Annotated in this window: 15 protein-coding genes; 12 read left to right on the top strand and 3 right to left on the bottom strand. The window is 63.9% G+C overall.

What is annotated here, in order from left to right; genetic code table 11:
• Window positions 1-329: 329 nt before the first annotated feature.
• The 3 genes from dnaA to V8V93_RS09400 all read right to left on the bottom strand — a co-directional run bounded on the left by dnaA (window position 330) and on the right by V8V93_RS09400 (window position 3,662).
• The gene (dnaA, locus tag V8V93_RS09410) at window positions 330-1,691 is read right to left on the bottom strand and encodes a chromosomal replication initiator protein DnaA (protein WP_338670085.1); all 1,362 of its coding nucleotides are present in this window, start codon (window positions 1,689-1,691) and stop codon (window positions 330-332) included.
• 609 nt (window positions 1,692-2,300) lie between these two features.
• A complete protein-coding gene (gene thyX / locus V8V93_RS09405) occupies window positions 2,301-3,035 on the bottom strand; it encodes an FAD-dependent thymidylate synthase (RefSeq protein WP_338670084.1) in 735 nt (244 codons plus the stop codon).
• Between the two features lie 90 nt (window positions 3,036-3,125).
• On the bottom strand, window positions 3,126-3,662 hold the full coding sequence (locus V8V93_RS09400; protein ID WP_338670083.1) for a hypothetical protein: 537 nt from the start codon (window positions 3,660-3,662) through the stop codon (window positions 3,126-3,128).
• An 85-nt stretch (window positions 3,663-3,747) separates the two neighbouring features.
• Here V8V93_RS09400 and V8V93_RS09395 point away from each other — a divergent pair, with 85 nt between their 5' ends.
• From V8V93_RS09395 to ahbC, 12 genes are all read left to right on the top strand, one after another.
• Entirely contained in the window at window positions 3,748-4,734 is a 987-nt protein-coding gene (locus tag V8V93_RS09395) for a zinc dependent phospholipase C family protein (protein ID WP_338670082.1), read from the top strand.
• Between the two features lie 67 nt (window positions 4,735-4,801).
• Window positions 4,802-5,605, top strand: a complete 804-nt coding sequence (locus tag V8V93_RS09390) for a hypothetical protein (protein ID WP_338670081.1) — start codon at window positions 4,802-4,804, stop codon at window positions 5,603-5,605.
• 16 nt (window positions 5,606-5,621) lie between these two features.
• On the top strand, window positions 5,622-7,388 hold the full coding sequence (locus tag V8V93_RS09385) for a glycosyltransferase family protein (protein ID WP_338670080.1): 1,767 nt from the start codon (window positions 5,622-5,624) through the stop codon (window positions 7,386-7,388).
• 291 nt (window positions 7,389-7,679) lie between these two features.
• Window positions 7,680-8,567: a flagellin gene (locus V8V93_RS09380; protein ID WP_338670079.1), complete on the top strand. Its 888-nt coding sequence runs from the start codon at window positions 7,680-7,682 to the stop codon at window positions 8,565-8,567.
• 161 nt (window positions 8,568-8,728) lie between these two features.
• Window positions 8,729-10,471 (top strand): flagellar filament capping protein FliD, encoded by a 1,743-nt coding sequence (fliD, locus tag V8V93_RS09375; protein ID WP_338670078.1) that lies wholly within the window; start codon window positions 8,729-8,731, stop codon window positions 10,469-10,471.
• Between the two features lie 13 nt (window positions 10,472-10,484).
• Complete coding sequence (fliS, locus tag V8V93_RS09370; protein WP_338670077.1) at window positions 10,485-11,237, top strand: flagellar export chaperone FliS; 753 nt, start codon at window positions 10,485-10,487, stop codon at window positions 11,235-11,237.
• Window positions 11,230-12,303, top strand: a complete 1,074-nt coding sequence (locus V8V93_RS09365) for a glycosyltransferase family 4 protein (protein ID WP_338670076.1) — start codon at window positions 11,230-11,232, stop codon at window positions 12,301-12,303. The genes fliS and V8V93_RS09365 overlap by 8 nt, the downstream gene beginning before the upstream one ends.
• The gene (locus tag V8V93_RS09360; RefSeq protein ID WP_338670075.1) at window positions 12,300-13,523 is read left to right on the top strand and encodes a glycosyl transferase family 2; all 1,224 of its coding nucleotides are present in this window, start codon (window positions 12,300-12,302) and stop codon (window positions 13,521-13,523) included. Before V8V93_RS09365 ends, V8V93_RS09360 begins: the two co-directional genes overlap by 4 nt.
• Before the next feature lie 90 nt (window positions 13,524-13,613).
• Window positions 13,614-14,834 carry a YIP1 family protein gene (locus V8V93_RS09355; protein ID WP_338670074.1) on the top strand — a complete coding sequence of 407 codons (1,221 nt, stop codon included), beginning with the start codon at window positions 13,614-13,616 and terminating at the stop codon, window positions 14,832-14,834.
• Window positions 14,835-14,843: 9 nt separating this feature from the next.
• Window positions 14,844-15,179 (top strand): hypothetical protein, encoded by a 336-nt coding sequence (locus V8V93_RS09350; RefSeq protein ID WP_338670073.1) that lies wholly within the window; start codon window positions 14,844-14,846, stop codon window positions 15,177-15,179.
• Between the two features lie 103 nt (window positions 15,180-15,282).
• Window positions 15,283-16,452: an OmpA family protein gene (locus V8V93_RS09345; RefSeq protein ID WP_338670072.1), complete on the top strand. Its 1,170-nt coding sequence runs from the start codon at window positions 15,283-15,285 to the stop codon at window positions 16,450-16,452.
• Between the two features lie 141 nt (window positions 16,453-16,593).
• Window positions 16,594-17,787, top strand: a complete 1,194-nt coding sequence (gene ahbC / locus V8V93_RS09340; protein WP_338670071.1) for a 12,18-didecarboxysiroheme deacetylase — start codon at window positions 16,594-16,596, stop codon at window positions 17,785-17,787.
• Window positions 17,788-17,943: the final 156 nt, after the last annotated feature.

Genomic DNA, 17,943 nt, shown 5'->3' with positions numbered 1-17,943 from the left:
GACCCTCATCCCTCTCCCTTCCTGAACTTTTGGTATGCGCATCCGCGCGTATGGCGGTGGGCGAAGCGACTTGCCGCATCCGTCACGATGTTCGGAATCCTCACATCCAGAAAAAGGCACGCCAACTCGCCCGGGCACGGCCCTGCCGAAGGCACACAAAAAGTTTTGGAGGGTCCAGGGAACCTTTTTCGAAGGGTCTCTGGCGGGGTCCGGGCAGCGCCCCGGCCGCCGGAGGCATCCCAAAAGAAAAGGCCGGTCTTGCGACCGGCCTTGAATGCTCTCCCGGAATCGACCAAGGGACGGTTCCGGAAGAACATGCGGGGGGCTTGTTACGGCGTGAGCCGCTGGGTGGTGTTTTCGATCTGCCGTCCCAGCGGCGTCTGCAGGGAGATTTCCCGTTCCACCTTGGTGATGCCCTTGAGCACAGTGGAGTGTTTGCGCCCGAGGTGTTCTCCGATGGATTTGAGCGACAGTTCGGTGTGTTTGCGGGCCAGGTAAAAGGCGGTATTCCGGGCCAGGACCACGTCGCGCTTGCGGCTCTTGGAGCGCAGTTCGTCTTCGGACATGGCGTAGCATTTACAGATGAACTCGATGATGTGCTTGATATCCGGAGAGGCGTTGTGCACGGCGTAGTTTTCGAGCACTTCCCAGGCCAGATTCATGGTCACGTCGCGGTTGAGCAGACGCGCCTTGAGGATCAGGTTATTCAGGCAGCTCTCCAACTGACGGATGTCGGTGGTGATGCGCTCGGCCAACAATTCGGAGACTTCGCCGGGCACCGCGACCTGCATGCGCCGGGCCTTGTCCAGGATGATCCGGCGGCGGGTCTCCATATCCGGCCGGTTGATGTGGGCCAGAAATCCCGAGCAGAACCGGGACACGAGGCGGTCGTCCACCTTGTTGAATTCCTTGGGCATGAAGGAACTGGTCAGGACGACCTTGCAGCCGCGCTCGCGCAGGGCGGTCAGGGTGCAGAGCAGTTCCTCCTGCATCTTCTCCTTGCCCTGGAAGAAGTGGACGTCTTCGAGCAGCAGGACGTCGATGGCTTCACGGAACTGGGCCTTGAACTGGTTCACCTGGCCGGACTTGAAGGCCAGCACCCAGCGGGTGGCGAACTCTTCGGAGGACAGGCAGGCGACCTTGAGGTGCTTGCGGTTGGCGGTGCGGCACAGTTCGTTGCCCACGGACTGGAGCAGGTGGGTCTTGCCCAGGCCCGGTCCGGAGCTGAGGAACAGGTGGTCGGAGTTGAAGGCGGTGGAGCCGATGGACTTGCTGGCCGCGCAGGCCAGTTCGTTGGACGGCCCGACCACGAAATCGTCGAAGGAGAAACGCCAGTTGGAGACCGTCACGGGCTTGAGCGACTGGCCAAGGGGCAGCCCCATGTGCCGGGGAGCCCGCTCCGCGACGGCCTTGGTTTTGCCCACGGCGGTTGTCGCCTTGGGACTGGGCTGGCGCGCGCCGATGTTGATGGTGATGCGGGGCTCCCCGCCGAGGACTTCGGCGGCGGACTCGCGGATAACCTGGAGCAGGCGGTCGCGGACCCAGTTGGCCACGAACTCGTTGGGCGCAGTCAGGGTAAGACGGTTACCGTCCACGCGACCTTGCAGCGGCTTAATCCAGACAGTGAAGAGACCAGGGTTGAGGCTCTTTTCGAGAGAGTAGAGTATTTGCTTCCAGGCAGTGTCGATCATGTTGTGTGAGATAGTGTATCGGGAGGGATTGAACAATGCGTGTTATTCAATGAAACGGCCAAGCCCCGGACAGGTTATCGACAGCTCCTTGAACTAATAACATATTGTAATATATCGATTTATAATAAAACCCACAGAGCGCCGACGTTTTCGGCTCAAGCAGTTTGAAACACCGGTGTAACAAGGGTTTTCAGGCTCTCAAATTTTTCTAGAGAACAATGATTTAAACAGGTGTTGAAAATCTTTTCAACAGGATGAAAATCAAATTTTGCCGGATTAGTCACCATTACACTCTTTTTCTTGCCCTTCGATTTTGTTTTGTGACAACCTGTATCCTACGCATTCGGGAGTAAAATGGAATACATTGCTGCAACCTGCTGAAATACAATGTTATTACAAAACAACAATCATTCCTATACAATCCCGGCGTCGAAATGCGTTTCAGGGATATGCCGCAAAACCCCCGTGCCTCAAGGGCTGCCGGAGATACACCGGTTAGGAACAGGTGTAACAAAGCGAATTAAAAAACAAAAAAATAGCTGTAACTGAAACGTCAAGTAGGCCAAGGCCTCTCAGCCGTGGGAAAAAATCCCGGCCTCTGGAAAAAATCTAGCCCAGCGTGTCCCTGGTCGGATATTTTCCGCAGGCGAATTTGGGAGATTCCGGGCAATAACCGAGCTGCTCGCAGCGCGCGCCGCCATTGGCAAAGATGGCCGGGAGCTTGTCCTTGCAGATGGCCAGCATGGCGTCGGCCATGGCCCGGACCTCCCACTGGGCTCGATTGCAGCAGCGCAGGTGGAAGAAATGGTGCAGGCTGCGGCAGTTCATGGTCAGGACGATCTTGGTCTCCGCCGCCTGGGGCAGGACGAAACGGGCGTCCTCATTGGCCTTGGATTTACGTCCGTTGGCCACCAGGATGTCGCGCAGGTCGGAGTAGGCGGACTGGACCTCGGCCATGAACGACTCGAACCGCTCGCGCGCCTCGGGGATCCTGGCAATGGCCGGGGGCAGGATATAGTCCATGTCGTTCTCGGCCACGTAGCGCTGACTCTGCTGGGAGTAGGAGGCGATGCGGTGCCGGACGATCTGGTGGGAACAGGCCCTGGAGATGCCCTCCACGGCAAAGGTCATGGACACGTGCTCGATGGGGCTGTCGTGGCCCGACTCCATGGTCTTGGACACGAAATCGGCCTGGACCTGCGGGTCGATCTCGCCGGAAAGCAGCCGGGGCCACATGTCGGCCACGAACCCGGCATGGTAGCACTGCCGGAACGCGGCATAGATGAGGGACAGGGCGTCGGGGGTCATGGCCAGGAATTCGACCCTGAGTTGCTTCTCCGGCATGTATTCTACTCCATATATATACTGTAGGTGAAAAGGTCTTTCTGCTTACCGCAATCGGACGGGGCTGTCACCAGCCCGGAGGCGGGCCGGTCAGTAGCCGATCTTCTCCAGGGCGTCGCCCACCAGGTCTTCCGGGGACTGCGCTCCTTGTAATATGAAATGGAGCACCCCGTAGAAGACCGGCTCCACCTCGGCCAGGCGGGCCGAGAGTTGCCGCCACAGGTCCTCGGCGGCCTCTTCCCCCTCAACCCCTCCGCGCCCGGCCACCCGATCCGAAAGCAGGCGGGTGTCGGCCATGAGGTAGAAGACCTTGCCCGCGCCGTGGATGAGCGGCTGCACGCCGGGGTCGTCCACCAGCCGGTCGTCGAGCACGATGATCGCGCCCAGCCCCTGCAACGCCTCGGCCGCGGCCTGCGCCTCGGACGGTATGAGCACCGGCTTGCCCATGCGGTCGGCCAGCAGCCGGGCCAGTTCCGCCCGGCCCGATCCGGGCAGCCCGATCAGGACCACGTTGCCGGTCTCGCGCCAGGGGTCGGCATAGTCCCTGCGCCGCTCGCCCTTGCCGAAGGTCTTTGCCGCCCCGGCCTCCTGCACGTCGTACTCTTCATTGATGAGATATTTGGCCATCGTCTCCTCGACGGGTTCAAGTTTGTGTTGCCACGCGGACGGTATCAAGTAGGATAGCCAAAAGGCAAACCCAAAACCGACCGCCATGCCCAAAGAACTGATCCACTTCAAGACCGCCGAAAAGACCGCCGCCCGGCTCGCCGACACCCGATTCGCGCCAGGGCTCGCGACCCGGCCCCAAGCCGTGCTCCTCGGAGCCGTGCTCCACGACGCCCTGTTCTACGGGGCCACGCCCCGCGCCCTGCCCATGGCCCGCATGGCCCACCGCATCCACGGCGCGCGCGGCGAGGATACCTATGCCCTGCTCCGGCTCCAGGCCCGGCACGCGGCCCTGGCCCCCGACCCGGACCTGGCCGCCGCCCTGCTGGTAGGCATGGCCTCCCACCTGTGGGCGGACACGGTCATGCACCCCATGGTCTGGTACCTGACCGGCGACTACTACGCCGCCTCCCGCCGCGAAAAATCGCTGGCCCGCCAGCGCCACCGCGCCCTGGAGTCGCTCATGGACATGACCGCCTGCCCGGAGATGATCGACCGCCCGCTGTACCGCATCCGCAACCAGCTCGGCTCTCTGGGCCCGGCCCTGTTCGACGCCCTCCCCCTGGAGGGCATGGCGGACCTGGCGGGCATAAGGCCGGACAAGGCCGGTCCGGCCCTGGCCTCGGCCCTCAAACTCTTCGCCCGGTTCCAGGCCCTGTTCCCGGCGCGGAGGCTGGCCACGGCCCTGCACGCCGCCTCCGCCTGGCTCCCGGACACGGCACGGGAGATTACCGCCCTGTTCTATGCGCCCCAGTGGCTCGATCAGGCCGACCGCATCACCGGCGCCATCCGTTATCACGACCCGGTGTCCGACGAGGCCCGGGAGGAAAGCCTGGCCGAGCTCATGGACCGGGCCGCGGACCGGGCCGAAGCGTTATGTCGTCGCCTGGAACCCACGGTCTTCGACGGGGCCGGAGGCGTCCTGCCGGAGGCCGGGCCATCGCTGGACTCGGGCAGGCGGGGCGCGGGCACCGGAGACATGCGCCACATGGCCGACGAACTTTTTCCGTCACTTCCGCAACATTCCCGATAGGATGTTGCCCTGACATCACAAATACCGTATCGTTTGCCAATAGCCCTTTAACCACACAGGAGTCGCCATGAAAAAATACATTCTTATCGGCGCAGGCGTCATCGTCGCCGGACTCATCACGGCCATCGTGCTCGTCATCCTCAATCTCGGCGACCTGATCAAGACCGCCGTGGAGGAATTCGGACCGCCCATCACCAAGACGGAGGTCCGCCTCGGCTCGGCCGACATCTCGGTCCTGTCCGGGTCCGGCACCCTGTCCGACTTCTACCTGGGCAACCCCAAGGGATTCAAGATGCCCAGCGCCATCGAGTGCGGGACCATCCGCGTCAAGGTGAACACCGATTCCCTGACCAAGGACAAGATCATCATCGACGAAATCTACGTCGACAGCCCGGTCATCAGCTATGAGAAGCGGGGCAACACCGACAACTTCCAGACCATCGTCGACAACATCAAGAAGACCGTGGCCGGGGAGAAGAAAGCCGGGGCAAAGACCGAGGAAGCAAAGTCTGACACCGGCTCCGAAAAGACGATCCAGATCAACAACTTCATCGTCAAGAACGGCAAGATCAACCTGGGCGGCTCCTTGCTCGACGCCTTCGGCGACAAGGGCATGGGCATCGACCTGCCCGATATCCACCTGAAGGACATCGGCAAGGACAAGAAGACCACCCCGGCCGAGGCGTTCGCCCAGATTCTCGGCCAGTTGACCGGTGACGTGACCGGCTCGGTCACCGAGGTGGGCAAGCAGCTCAAGGAGGCCGTGGGCAAGGCCGTCGAAGGCGCGTCCAAGGCCGTTGAGGGCGCGGGCAAGGCCGGTGAATCCGTCGGCGGCGCCATCAAGGGACTGTTCGGCGGCTCCAAGGAATAGCCGCCGGTCCGCAGGCATGACGGGGCCGCTCCGGCGCAAGCCGGGGCGGCCCTTTTCCGTTTCGTCCGCCCTTGCCGGGCAGGCCCCGAATGCAGTACAGGTCCAGATCATGACCTCCTCCCCGTACACGGCCGAACCGGTCTATGACGGCGAAACCCTCGCCGACCTGCGCATCCGCATCCAGGGCAAGACCTGGCACCTGTGGGGGCGGGACGGGCTCGCGCGCGAGGCCGCGCTGGCCGATGGCGTGGAGGACGGCGCGCTGCCCGTGCTCCTGGGCGCGGGCCTGGGACACTGCCTGGACCGCCTGCTCGCCCGCGGGCTGCCCGTGGCCGTGGTGGACCGGGAAGGCGGCCTGCTCAATCTGACCGAAGCCCTTGACGGCCGCGCTGCCGACGCCTGCCTGCACGTGGACGATCCGGACCCAGCCAGGGCCCTGGACCGGCTGGCCCGGTGGCGGTCCGAGCACGGCGGCCGAACGCTCGCCCCGGTGGTTCTGCCCCTGTATCAGCGGCTCGACCGGGCCTATTACGGCAGCCTGGCCCGGACCCTCAAGGCGGGCGCGGCCGCGGACTTCTGGTCCCTGGCGCGCTACCCCAAGTTCCGCTCCAACACCCCCCGCGTGCTCTTCTTCGACTCGGACTACTTCCTGTGCCGGGAGATACTGGCCGCGCTGGACCGCCTCGGCGTGGCCCGCCGCAGCCTGGAGCTCACGGACCGCGAGACCGGCTCGGGCGACTTCATCGAGGGGCTGCTCAAGGCGGTCGTCGACTTCCGCCCGGACCTGGTCCTGACCGTCAACCACTTCGGCCTGGACCGCGAGGGCAAACTGGCCGGGCTGCTCGACGACCTCGGCCTGCCGCTGGCCTCCTGGTTCGTGGACAACCCGCACCTGATCCTCTTCGACTACGACCACCCCGGCGCGAACAACACGGCGATCTTCACCTTTGACGCGGGCAACCTCGAAGCCATGCACGCCCGGGGGTTCCGGCACGTCCACTACCTGCCCCTGGCCACGGACCCGCAACGGTTCAGGCCGGACGCGGGCGCGGCGCCGCCGGAGTGGACCGCGGACATCTCCTTCGTGGGCAGCTCCATGACCGGGCCGGTGGCCAGGAGCCTGGCCCTGTCCGGACTGCCCGCCCCCCTGGCCGGGGAGTACCAGGCAGTGGCCGGGGCCTTTGGCCGCTCGGGCGAGACCTCGGTGGCCCGGTTCCTCAAAGCAGAACGCCCGGACTGGTTCGAGGCGGTCACCGCCCTGCCCCGGCGCGAACAGCGGCTGGCCGCCGAGTCCCTGCTCACCTGGGAGGCCACCCGCCAGTACCGCCTGGCCTGCGTGCGGGCCACCCTGCCCTTTTCCCCGCTCATCGTGGGCGACGACGGCTGGGCCGGGCTGTTGGACGGAACGCACGCGCGGCGCATGTCGAACCTGGACTACTATGAGGATCTGCCCCGCTTCTATCCGCGATCAAACATCAACTTCAACTGCACCAGCCGCCAGATGAAGGGCGCGGTCAACCAGCGGGTCTTCGACGTCCCGGCCTGCGGCGGGTTCCTGCTGACCGACCACCGCGAGCAGATGGAGGAACTCTTCGACCTGGATCGCGAGGCCGCGGTCTACCGGACGGTGGAGGAGATCCCCGGCCTGGTCGAACGGTTCGCGGGCGATTCCTGGGCCAGGGCCGCCGTCAGCCGCGCCGCGGCCCGGCGTATCCTGGCCGAGCACACCTACGAAATCCGCCTGCAAGGACTCCTTGAGATAATGCGCGAGACCTTCGGCTGATCGCCGAGGCCCGCCCCGTACCGACGGTTTCCCCATTGATTCCGAAATATTCGGCCGTCATCGCCGCACAGCCTCGCCGCTGCCCGGCGGACGATTCGGCCGCTGGTGCGCGCCGTCCGGACGGCCGAATCATTTTCTTGCATTCAGAGACGTAAAAAATCGTTCACGCAACCTAAAGTTTTCTTCGCCAAGGTCGATGAAGTGGGCAACAAAAGAAGGTTTTCCCGGCGGAATGTGACCTCCGGGGTAGTACCTAGGCATGGAAGCCAAAACAATTTCAAGGAGGAAATTATGTCTCTGGTTATCAACCACAACTTGATGGCGATGAACGCTGCGCGCAACCTGGGTGTCTCCTACGGCAACCTGGAAACGTCCACCCGTCGCCTGTCTTCGGGTCTGCGCATCACTCGGGCTTCTGACGACGCCGCCGGTCTGGCCGTTCGCGAGCTCATGCGTTCCGACGTCAGTTCCCTGCAGCAGGGCATCCGCAACGCCAACGACGGCATCTCCCTCATCCAGACGGCTGACGGTGCGCTCGGCGTTATCGATGAAAAGCTGATCCGCATGAAGGAACTGGCCATGCAGGCCTCCACGGGTACCTACAACTCCGACCAGCGCCTGATCATCGACTCCGAGTACCAGGCCATGGCTTCGGAAATCACCCGTATCGCCAACTCGACCGACTTCAACGGCATCTACCTGCTCAACGGCAACCTGTCCTCCGCGACCCACGACGGGTCCGGGCTCAAGGCCACCGGCAAGCTGAAGGTCCACTTCGGTACCGGCAACGACTGCTCGGAAGACTACTACTACATCCAGATCAACACGGCCACAGCGTCGGCTCTGGGTGTCGGCCTCGGCGCCACCGGCTCGGCCGGCCGCTCCATCTCAACCCAGGAATTGGCCCAGAAGTCCCTGGATGTCCTGAACAAGGCCATCATCTCCAAGGACAAGATCCGCGCCAACCTGGGTGCGTTGCAGAACCGCCTGGAAAACACCGTTACCGTCCTGGGCATCCAGGCCGAGAACACCCAGGCCGCCGAATCCCGCATCTCCGACGTCGACGTCGCCACCGAGATGACCGACTTCGTGCGCAACCAGATTCTGACCCAGTCGGCGGTCTCCATGCTGGCCCAGGCCAACAGCATGCCGAGAATGGCCCTGTCCCTGCTCGGCTAGTCGGTAATCCCATCGCTTCAAGGCGACTTTCGGGCCGGGCTCCTTGGGAGTCCGGCCCATTGTTTTTATAGAGTAATTTTCGCCTCATACCGTGGCATCAGGATTGCAGACCATTTCATACCTAATGAAATGGGAAAAATCTTCCGATTAAGGATGCAGCCATGGCAGACAGCACGTACACATCGGGTTCAATCAACTTTACCGGCCTGGGCAACGGGACGGACTTCAACACGCTCATTGATGGGCTTGTCGAGGTTGAGCGGAGCCGTGTCACACGCCTGAAGAACTGGAAGACCTCCTGGGAAGAAAAGAATGCGCAGTTCATGGATCTCAATACCAAGTTGCTCAGTCTGAAGACCTCCCTGGAAGGCATGGACACCCTGAACGACTTCATGACCAAGGGCGTTTCCAGCTCCAATACCAACCTGCTCGTGGCCACTGCCGATGCCGACGCCCTGGAGTCCTCCCACACCGTACTCATCAACCAGTTGGCCACCAACGACATCCTGATCACCAACTCCGGCGCCAGCTCCATGGACTCGGTCATCGCCTCGTCCGACACCTCGTTTACCTTCTCCTACGGCGGCGAATCCATCACCATCAACGACATCTCGGCGGGCACCACCCTGGAAGGATTCGTCGAACTGATCAACAACCACCCCGATTCGCGGGGACTCATCCAGGCCACGACCATCTTCGACGGCACTTCCTATCACCTGCAACTGGCGGGCAAGGGGCTGGGCGCTGACAACCAACTGGTCATCTCCAACGCGGGCTCGCTGGCATTCGGCGCGGGCGACTTCACCGAGACCCAAAACGCCCAGAACAGCCAGATCCGCGTGGACGGATTCCCGACCTCCAACTCGGCCTGGATCGAGCGCGGCTCCAACTCCGTGGACGACATCATTTCCGGCATCACCCTGGACCTCAAGGCCGCCGCCCCGGGCTCGGTTGTCAGCCTGACCGTGACCACCGACACCTCCGACATCGCGGACAAAGTTACCGCCTTTGTGGAGGCGGTCAATACCATCCGGGCCCAGATCATCGCGCTGACCAAGGTGGATCAGACCAAGGGTGCCGTCAGCACCGGCGGCAATTCGCTCACCGACCCGGAAGATAAAAAAGGCTCCATCCTGACCGGCAACTACGGCATAGACATCATCTCCCAGAACCTGAAGAACATCACGGCCAACATCGGCGTGGGCTTCACCCCCTGGGACCCTGAAACCCGCTCCGGAGACAAGTACTGCGCCCTGTCCCAACTCGGCATCATGACCGATGCCGAACAGGGGTCAGCCACCTACGGGCTGCTGACCATCGACTACGAGAAGCTCGACGAAGCCCTTCAGGATGACCCTACGGCCGTGGCCGAACTATTCAGCCTGGAGCCAACCGGAACCAGCCGAACCACGGACTTCACCTTCAACTCCCTAGTCGAAGGCACCACCAAACCAGGCGAGTACGACATCGAGGTGGTCAGCGACGGCACGCAGATCATCAGCGCGACCATCAACGGCGAGGACGCCGCGGTGTCGGGATGGGAAATCACCGCCTTGTCCGGCGACGCAAGCGGTATGGCCCTGCGGCTGAACAACACCGGGGCCGGAACCTACAACGGCAAGGTGGCGGTCAAGGCGGGCAAGGCCACCGAGATGATCGACGAGCTGACCGCGCTGACCAAGCCGTACAACAAATTTACCTATGAAGGCGGTCCGCTGGCGGTCCTGCAGCACAACTACGGCGACATCATGGACTCCATCGATGACAAGATCAAATTTGAAGAAACCCGGATCGATAAACTGGAACGCAACCTGCGCTTGAAGTATTCCCGTCTCGACACGTTGCTGGGGCAGTATCAGCTCCGGCAGGGGCAACTTGAAGCCGCATTGGCACAGCTTGAATAGCAAGGAGTATTTGATGGCCAACCCAGCGAAGGCATACCTGGCGACCCAGATCGAAACCACCACCCAAGGGGAACTCCTCCTCATGCTCTATGAGGCGGCGATCAAATTCCTCAAACGGGCAAAGCGTGAAATCGACAACAGGGACTATGCCAAGAAGGGCATTTACATATCCAAGGCCATGGCGATCATTCATGAGCTGTCCGAAAGCTTGAACAAGGAAAAGGGCGGGGAGATCACCCCCAAGCTCGGCCAGCTGTACATGTTCTGCACCACCCAGTTGGTCAAGGCCAACATCCGCCTGGACAACAGGATGGTCGACGACGTCATCAAGATCCTGGACGGACTGCGCTCGGCCTACGCCCAGATCGTGCCCATCCACGACGGCAAGGCCGCCCCCGGCGACACGGCGTCCACCGGCGGGGTCAAACCGGCTTCCGCGCCCCCGGTCCCCCAGGCGCCTCCGGTCATGCCCGTGCAGGCCGCCCCGGCCCCGCAGCGGACCGAGCCGCCCCGGAAGGCCCAGCCCGCGCCCGAGCCTCGGCCGAACCGGCGGCCGGGTCCGCCGCGCCGGCCGCGCCCACCCCGATCCGGAGCGCGGCCGCGGCTGCCAAATTCCGCGCGGCCAACGCCTACAACAACGCCAACCGATGAATCGCCGGCCCCGCAAGGGGCCGGTTTCGTTTTGCGGGCAAGGTCCGGTTTTTCCAGGACGATAGACGGACATTTACAACACATGCGGCATGTGTCACCTTTCCGCCATGGTTGAATCCCCCGTTCGCGTTCTCCACGTGATCAAGTCTCTGGGTCTGGGCGGCACGGAGAAGGTCATGCAGCTCTTCGTGACCAACCTCGACCCGGTCCGGTTCGCCCCGGCGGTATACAGCCGGGCCGACGGCGTGCGCGCCGCGCAGATACGGGCGGCGGGCGTGGACACCTTCATCGGGGGCGACCTGCTGGCCGTGCTCGACCGCTTCAGGCCGCACGTCGTGCACGTGCACCGCGCCGGCTGGCCCGAGCCCGAGCTGCTCGTGCCCATCAAGCGCGCCCGCGTGCCCGTGGTGGTGGAGACCAACGTCTTCGGCCGCTTCGATCCCAGCCCCCAGGCCGCGGTCATCGACCACACCCTGTTCGTCTCCCGCTTCTGCCTGGATCGCTTCGCCGGGAGCACGGGCATCACGCCCGACCCGGCCCGGTACTCATATCTCTACAACCCGGTGGACACGGACCTCTTCGCGGAAGCGGCCACGACGGAGCGGGACTTCTCCCGGCCCGTGGCCGGGCGCATCTCCCGGCCCGATCCGGGCAAGTGGTCGCGCCTGGCCCTGGACTTCCTGCCCGGGCTTGTGCGCGACGTACCGGACTTCCGCTACCACGTCATCGGGGCCATCCCCGAGGCCGTGGACTTCGTCCGCGCAAACGGCCTGGAGAAGAACGTCCTGTTCCGCGATCCGGTGGAGACCGACGCGGAGATCGCCGCCTTCCTGAACGGGGTCTCGGTCCTGGCCCACGCCAACGACACGGGCGAATCCTTCGGGCTGGTTATCGCCGAGGCCATGGCCTGCGGCCTGCCCGTGGTCACCCACCCGTGCGAAGGGGCGCGCGACAACGCCCAGCTCGAATTGGTGGAACACGGCGTCACCGGACTTGTGGCCGACGGCGCGGAAGGGTATGCAATGGCCCTCAAGTACCTGTTTTCCCATCCCGCCGAAGCGCGGCGCATGGGGTTGGCCGGACGGGACAAGGCCGTGCGCCTGTTCCGCATGCAGACCATCGCCCGCAAACTCGAAGCCGTGTACCTGGAACTGCTCCGACGCAAAGGAATCGCGCAATGAACACGACATTGATAGAACAATATACCGCCGCCGTCCTGGAATTCGGCTTCCGCGCCGACCAGGCCGCCGACCACGCCCCCATGCACCCGGACGCGGCCGATCCGACCGATCTGGCCGCCTTTGCCGAGCGCTCCCTGCGCATCCTGGGCAAGAGCAAGGGCGAAACCCTGGTCCTGTTCGGCCTGGGGAACGGCGAGCACGCCCTGGCCCTGGCTGCCGGGCTGCCCGAGACCGCCCGGCTGGTGGTCTGCGAGGCCGACCCGGCCACGGCGCGCGCCTTCCTGGCCGCCCACCCGGCCTGGAACGCCCCTGATTCGCGGTGCCTGGTCCTGGCCGACACCTCGCCTTGGGCCCAGCTCTACCTTCTGGCCATGAGCGGGATCGCCCCGGACAACGCGGTCCTGGCCCTGAACCCGGCTCTGCCCGAGGACACGCGCGCCCAATACCGCAACCTCCAACGGCTGTTCGTGAACGCCAAGCCCCACCTGGCCCTGAACAGCTCCTACCTGAGCCACGTGGGCGTCCAGGCCCCGGACCTGTCCGTGGGCGTGATCCTGGCCCCGGACGAACCCGGACTCGACGAGTTCTTCGCCCAGTTCCCGGACTGGGTCCGTGAGGTGGTGGTCCTGTGGGATGCCGAAGAGACGCCCGGCCGCGACTTTGCCTGTGCCGCGCCCGTCCGCCACCTGGCCCGTCCCCTGGTCGACTTCGCGTCCCAGCGCAACCGCGTGCTGGACGAGTGCGCCGGGGACTGGGTCCTGTGCCTGGACGGCGACGAGCGGTTCAGCGAGGACGTCTGGGGGCTGCTCCCGGCCTGTCTGCTGGTCAAGCGCCTTACGGCCTGCTGGTTCCCGCGCATGACCCTGTACCCGGACGAAAGCCGGTGCAAGGCGGGCTACGGCTTGTGGCCCGACCTCCAACTGCGGCTCTTCCGCAACGAGGAGGGCGTGCGCTTCACCCGGCCCGTGCACGAACGGCTGACCGGGGTTAAGGGACGCACGGCCCTGGTCCTGGACGCGCCCATCCTGCACTACAGCAGGTTGACCAAGTCCCCGGAGGCCCTGGCCGCCAAGCTCAAGCGGTTCGACACGGCCTCGGGCGGCGGCATCAGCCACGTGCTCAGCGATGACTACCCGACCATTCCGCGCGCCCTGCTCTCCGAGGCGACCTTTCTGGTGGGCTCCCTGTCCATGCTCCTGCTGGAGGAAAACCCGGCCTGACGGTGCAGCCCATTGCAGACGGCTTGATTCTGACCTACAAAATGTATACGACCGATCATCGATGATATTCATGTCCTTCGAGGAAAGACAATGCAGATAATATGCCCCGAATGCAGATTCACCCGCGAGGTGGACGAGAGCAAGATACCCGCCCGCTCCCAGGTGGCGACCTGCCCCAAATGCCAGACCAAGTTCAAGTTCCGCGACCTGCCCGAGGAGGAATTCCTCATCGAGGAGCCCGAATCGCCCGAGTCCCCGGAACCGGCCGCCCGGCCCGAGCCCGACCCCGAACCGGCGGCGCGCAGGACCGCCGAGCCCCGGATCAAGCACAAAGCCCCACCCGTAATTGGAAGCGGACTGCGCACTCCCGGCCCGTCCCGTCCCGAAAAAGGGGAAGACACCGAGGACAAGGCCTTCCCCGGCCTGCCCGAGGACGAGGACAACGGCGACGGACTGTGGCAGCGGCTGCACACCATGACCCCGCCCGACAAGCCGCGTACGGTGCGGGACGAGCCCGATGACGAGCCGTACGGCGAGCGATACGGCGCCGCCGGGGACGAGCGGCAGGCCCCCCCGCGGGACCAGGAGCCCGTGCCCGGCTGGACCGGAGAATTCAACGAGGATTTCCCCGACCCCATGCAGACCGATTTCGCGGACGACGAGGAGGACCAGGAGGCCCCCATGCAGGTGCCGCCGCCCTTTGAGCAACTGGACCGCTACGGCTTCTTCCACGGCCTGTTCCTGACCCTGAAGCTGGTCCTGCTCTCGCCGCGCCTGTTCTTCTCGGTCATGCCCGTGGGCAACGGGCTGTCCAAGCCCCTGACCTTCGCCATCCTGATCTCGCTGATCCAGACCGTGGTCCAGTACGCCTGGGGCGTGGCCGGGCTGACCCCCGGCGTAAACGTCACGGCCCAGGGATTTCAGGCCGTGCCCTACGACGCCACCAACGGCCTGTTCGAGCTGCTGCTCACCCCGGCCTTCGTGGCCCTGACCCTGTTCGTCATCGCCGGGTTCTACCACGCCATTCTCAGCGTGCTCAAGGCGGGCGGCAAAGGGTTCGAGGGGTCGTTCCGGGCCGTGGCCTACGCCTACGCGCCCATGATGACCGGGATCATCCCCATGTTCACCGTGGAATTCATGGCGGCCTGGATGTTCCTGTACGCCATATGGGGCCTGATCCTGACCGCCATCGGCCTGAAATACATCCACAAGACGAGCTACACCAAGGTCATCCCCGTACTCCTGCTCCCCCTGCTGCTGGGCATGATCCTGGCCATGCTCATGATGCGGAGCCAGGTGCCGACCGTGTAAGGAGGGCTCATGTTCGGATGGTTCAAGCACAAGATCGAGACCTTCAAGGCCCACCGCAAGCTGGCGCGCCAGACCGATCCGCGCGCCTTCAAGCGGATGGCCATGGAGATCCGCGACCTGGCCCTGCTCGCCTCCCAGCTCAACCCGAGGGAGCGGGACATCCACAAGCTCATCCGCAGCGTGATCGTCGAGATGGAGCGGCTTTCGGAGCTGGCCGACCGGCCCGAGTTCCGGAAGCTCTCCACCGGCAAGAAGCTGCTCCTCAGACAGGGGCTCCAGGAGTCGCGCGAGCAGCTCCTGGAATCCATCGAGTCCGCGCCCTCGCCCACCCAGACCCTCCAGTAGATTTACCGGCATACATATTGCTTTGATTCCGCCTAGGATTCCGGCCCCGTCGCAAACCCGGCGGAAGGTTCCGGGCGGCTTCAACCCTCAGCCGGTGAACGACATGAAAAAAGCTCTACTTTTCAGCCTGTTGCTGACCATGGCCGCGTGTTCCCACGTGAGCTTCTCCCTGACCGACCAGACCAAGGTCTACACGGACGCCCCCGTCAGGAAATCGGCGCTCCAGGTCTCGGTCCACCCCAAGGGCAAGCAGTACACGCCCCTGACCGCCTACTTCCACCCCTTCATCATCCAGCAGGAAAACTCTGACCACACGGCCCTGTCCGCCTCGTTCACGCAGATTTTCTTCAACGTCTGGACCGAAGAGCGGCTGTTCTCGACCATGGAGCTGGCCCCCGGCTACGGGTATCAGGGGTATTCCTCGGCCCTGGAATCGGCCAGAAGACGCGGCGCTGACCTGCTGGTCCTCGGCAAGGTGCCCTACTTTTATGACGGCACCACCCTGGACGACTCGGCCGTGACCATCCAGGTGGACGTCTACGCCGCGGGCAGCGGCACCCTGCTGTGGACCATGCTCCAGTCCTCGCGCATCGAACAGCGCGACCCGGACGACTACGTGGTCGTGGTCCACGAGACGCGCATGTCGCACAGCCCGTTCAACCAGATGATCCGGGCCATCGCCAAGGACATGGCCGTCCCGCTCAAGGCCTGGCTGCCCGACCCGAATGTGCGCTACCCCTACGCCTCCACCCCCGAGGCGGTGAAGACCGGGCTCGCGGCCGGCCCCGCCGTGGGCGTACAGGGCTCGGACCTCCCGCCCGAGACCTCCCCGGCGCCGGGCGTGTCCTCCGGGGCGCCTGCACAGGGCGGCGCTCAGGACGGAGCCGCCGGGGACGAAACGCCCCGGCCCAACATCTCGGGCGTGGACCTGAACATCCAGTTCGACTTCGACAAGGCGACCATCAAGCCCGAGTCCCACGCCGTGCTCGACGCCCTGGGCGAGACCCTGAACTCGCCCGAGTTCAAGGGCCGCTCCATCGTGGTCGGCGGCCACACCGACGCCTCGGGCAATGCCTTCTACAACCTCGCCCTGTCCAAGAAGCGGGCCGACGCGGTCAAGGCGTACCTGGTGGACAAGTGGCACATCGATCCGGACCTCATCGAGGCGGTGGGCTTCGGAAAATCACGCCCCCTGACAAACGGGACCACTCCGGCGGATCAGCAGCGAAACCGCCGGGTTGAAATCCGGCTGGCGGATCAGGCCACGCAATGACGCCTTGACTTTTCGAGAATAATTCTTATCTTCGCATTCGGGGACGCGACGGAGGCCATTCCTGGCCTCTTTTTTCGTCTTTTACACCGCGCATTTTGTGTGCTACCTGAGAGACCTTCATTTCACCTGAGAGGTATATTAATGATAGGCATTTCCAAATTGTATTGCGGCGCCGTGGAAGCTTCCGACGCCTTGCGTTACAACCGCGAATCCGGGCAGCTGCCGTCCCATCTGCTCCAATTTTCCAAAGATAAGAAGCCGGTGGTGGTCTGGAACATGACCCAGCGGTGCAACCTCAAATGCGTGCACTGTTACGCCCAGGCCATTGACCCGAGCGGGCACAAGGACCCCATCTCCACCGAAAAGGCTAAGGAGATGATCGACGACCTGGCCCAGTTCGGTGCCCCGGTCCTGCTCTTCTCCGGCGGCGAGCCCCTGGTCCGCGAGGACCTGGTGGACCTGGCCAAGTACGCCACCGCCCAGGGGATGCGCGCGGTCATCTCCACCAACGGCACGCTGATCACCAAGTCCAAGGCCCGCGAACTCAAGGAAGTCGGCCTGTCCTACGTGGGCATCTCCATCGACGGCAACGAGGAGGTCCACGACAAGTTCCGGGGCGTCAAAGGCGCCTACAAGAAGGCCCTCCAGGGCGTCGAGAACTGCAAGGCCGAGGGTCTCAAGGTCGGCCTGCGCTTCACCATCAACAAGCGCAACGCCGTGGAGATCCCCCACCTGTTCGACCTCATCGAGCAGATGGATATCCCGCGCATCTGTTTCTACCACCTGGTCTACTCCGGCCGGGGTTCCGAACTGATCAACGAGGACCTGAACCACCAGGAGACCCGCGACGTGGTCAACCTGATCATGGACCGCACCCGCGCCCTGTTCGACAAGGGCCTCCCCAAGGAGGTCCTGACCGTGGACAACCACGCCGACGGCCCCCTGGTCTACTACCGACTGCTCAAGGAAGACCCCGAACGCGCCAAGGAAGTGCTCGAACTGCTCAAGTGGAACGAGGGCAACTCCTCCGGCCGCGGCATCGGCTGCATCTCCTGGGACGGCAAGGTCCACGCCGACCAGTTCATGCGCCACCACACCTTCGGCAACGTCCTGGAGCGCCCCTTCTCCGAGATCTGGATCGACGAGAACATCGAACTGCTCCACAAGCTCAAGGACAAGCGCCCGCACGTGGGCGGCCGTTGCGCCGGCTGCCGGTTCCTGAACATCTGCGGCGGCAACTTCCGCGCCCGCGCCGAGGCCTACTACGGCGACTTCTGGGCCCAGGACCCCGCCTGCTACCTCACCGACGAAGAGATCACCGGCGAGAAGCTGTAAACAGACCATTCCAGGCCGGGGGAATCCGAACAGCGGGTTCCCCCGGCCTTTTTCCAGACCTTCCACGATTCCCGTTCGTGCGCAACGCGCCGCACCGACTTGCGGGATGGGCGCGGACAGGTATAGAAGTAGTCAAACTGAATCTCTTTCCTGGAG

It is taken from the genome of Pseudodesulfovibrio sp. 5S69, from assembly GCF_037094465.1.
In the GTDB taxonomy this organism is placed as follows: Bacteria; Desulfobacterota; Desulfovibrionia; order Desulfovibrionales; family Desulfovibrionaceae; genus Pseudodesulfovibrio; species Pseudodesulfovibrio methanolicus.
The sequence above is the reverse complement of the archived record's forward strand: the minus strand, read 5'-3'. Positions and strand labels throughout refer to the sequence as shown.